The organism is Pseudoxanthomonas sp. LjRoot204_2, from assembly GCF_056175765.1.
On record NZ_JBGFFG010000461.1, the window covers coordinates 1 to 2,488 of the forward strand.

A 2,488-nucleotide genomic window follows, 5' to 3' on the forward strand; every position below is an offset into this window, starting at 1 on the left:
TGGAGATCGGCACGCAGAACGGGAAGTCGATGCGCGCATCGCTGTCGCGGTCGTAGTCGCTGCCGCGCTCGTCGCCGCCCCAGTACATCAGTACGTCGCGCGGCTTCACCCCGCGCATGAACATGGCGCCGTACTCGCGGTAACTGGGGGCGTAGACGTCGCCGGTGCGCATCGAGGCGCCGATGCCCACATGGGTGGCCTCGTGGCCGAGGCAGCTGGCGTAGGTGCCCAGCTTGCCGGTGCGCTGCAAGGCGATCGCCTTGGTATCGAACGTGCGCACGAACAGCATCTGCTTGAACAGGTCGCGCAGGCGGGCGATGTCGCGCCCGGCTTCGGGCAGATCATTGCGCACCAAGGAGCCGTCGGGGCCCAGGTACTGGAGGTATTCGATCTCGAAGCTTGCGGCGGTGGTCATCTGGACGGTGTTCTCGTCAGCCGGCGGAATTGGTTTCAGATGTAATTTTAGGAGCGATGGGGCTGGCGGCTGTCGTGCAATGCAGCAAGACSGGGGTGCATGGCAGGTGGCTGCGCGGAGAAACCGGTGCGGAAACAGGCGCTTGCCCGGGTGTCGTTCGGTGTCAGCCTGCCTGCAGCCGGCGTGGGCCGGACGTGATCCGCGTCGCGGGCTGCGCAAACGACAAGGGGCGCGGTCGCCCGCGCCCCTGTCGACCCCACGATGGCGGGAAAGTTCAGCGGATGCGCTGGACCAGCCGGTCGTGGTTGTTGGCGGGGTTGGGGTCCGTCGTCGTGCTGCTGACGGTGGCGTCGAACTCCAGTTCCGTACCGCGCTTCGGCTTGCCCGGCACCACCAGGGCGAAGGCCAGCGTCTGCACGCCGCGCGGCATGGTGCCACGACGGGTGCAGTCGGCGGCGGCGCCGTCGGTGGTGTCCTGCACGCGCGTGCAGCTCCAGCCGCYGGGGGCGGCGACGGCGGCGTAGCGGGCATCGACGTTGCTGGTCAGCCGCACGGTGACCTGCTCGGCCGCATCGGGGCCGGCGTTGCGCACCGGCACCAGCAGCGTGGCGATGGTGCCGCGACGCAGCGGCAGGGCGGCGCCGAGCAGCTGCACCGACAGGTCCGCGCGGGTCTGCGGCAACGCGGCCACGGCCACCGACACGGCGGCGGTGTTGTCGCCGTTGGCCGGGTCGAGCACGGTCGAATTGGCCGACACGCCCAGGCCGAGCGTGGCACCTGCTGCGCTGGCCGGGACGACGGCGTCGAGGGCGAAGGTCGCTTCGTCACCGACCGCCAGCGCCGGCACGGTGCAGGCCACGCGGGTGGTGCCCGCGGAGACTTCCGGTGCCGCGCAGCTCCAGCCGGCCGGCAGCGTGGCCAACGACGGCGACAGTTCGGCCGAGAACACGAAGGCGAAGGCCGCCGGCGATGCCGCGCCGGGACCGGCGTTGCGCACCGTGGCGGTGTAGCGGACGGTCTCGCCCACGTTGGCGGTGGTGCGGTCTGCGCTGACGGTGGCCGACAGGTCGGCGCGGGCGAAGGACGGCACGCGGATGCTCAGGCGCACCGGGTCGTGGTCGGACGAACGGAGGGCCAGCGTGGCATCGCCGAAGTTGTCCACGCCGAAGTCCGCGTTGATGCGCGCATGGTCCACGCGCAGGCCGGCGTCCATCACCAGGGCTTCGTTGACCAGCACGTGGTCCAGCGTCTGCGCGTTGCCCTCGAACGAGTACGAGTAGCGCTGCGCAGGATCGGCGATCAGCTGGGAGCCGTCCACGAGCGGCACGCTCAACGGGCTGGGCATGTGCGTCAGCACCTGGTCTTCCGTCGCGGCTTCGCCCTTGATGATGCCCATCACGTCGACATAGCCGTCGTTGAACTCGAACGCGTTGAAGTCGCCGACCAGCACGATCTTCTCGTCCGGGTTCGCCTGCTGCATCTCCTGCACCAGCTGGGCCAGGTAGACCGCCTGGGCGCCGCGCTTCACCCGCACGCGCTCGCCGCCGGTGGCCCAGCCGCTGCTGCCGGGCAGGGTGTCGTTGATGTCGTTGAGCGAGCGCAGGTGGTTGACGACGACCGTCAGCGGGTAGCTCGACGTGCCGTCCTGGTGCACGCGGGCGCGCAGGCGCAGCGGCGGACGGTCGTTGAGCAGGCTGGTGGTGCCGTTCGGGTTGGCGATGGTGGTTTCCTTGCCGAACTGCGCGACGTCCAGCACTTCCACGCGGGCGATGCCGTCCGCGGTCAGGCGCGAACTGACCAGGAAGCCGACGTTGATGCCGCCCACGTCGTTGCCAGGCTGCAGGTACGGCACGTAGCCCGGGCGCGTGGCGCAGGTCGCGTCGATGCGCTCGGACAGCAGCTGCAGAACACGCAGGTTCTCCACTTCCACCGCGCCCAGGATGTCCGGGGTCTTCAGGTAGTCGCAGATCGCCAGCGCCGCCTTGGCCAGGCGCTTGTCCAACGCTTCCGGCGTCAGCGTCACCGCGCCGTTGCTGTCGTTGACCTCGTCGAACAGTCGCAGCAGGTTGAAGC

2 protein-coding genes are annotated in these 2,488 nt (G+C 69.8%); both read right to left on the minus strand.

What is annotated here, in order from left to right:
• Positions 1 to 415 (minus strand): thiamine pyrophosphate-dependent enzyme (locus AC04L7_RS16585; RefSeq protein ID WP_475513445.1); only part of this gene is annotated, 415 nt, incomplete at its 3' end.
• A 274-nt stretch (positions 416 to 689) separates the two neighbouring features.
• The coding region (locus AC04L7_RS16590) for an endonuclease/exonuclease/phosphatase family protein (RefSeq protein WP_475513446.1) at positions 690 to 2,488 on the minus strand (1,799 nt) is incomplete at its 5' end.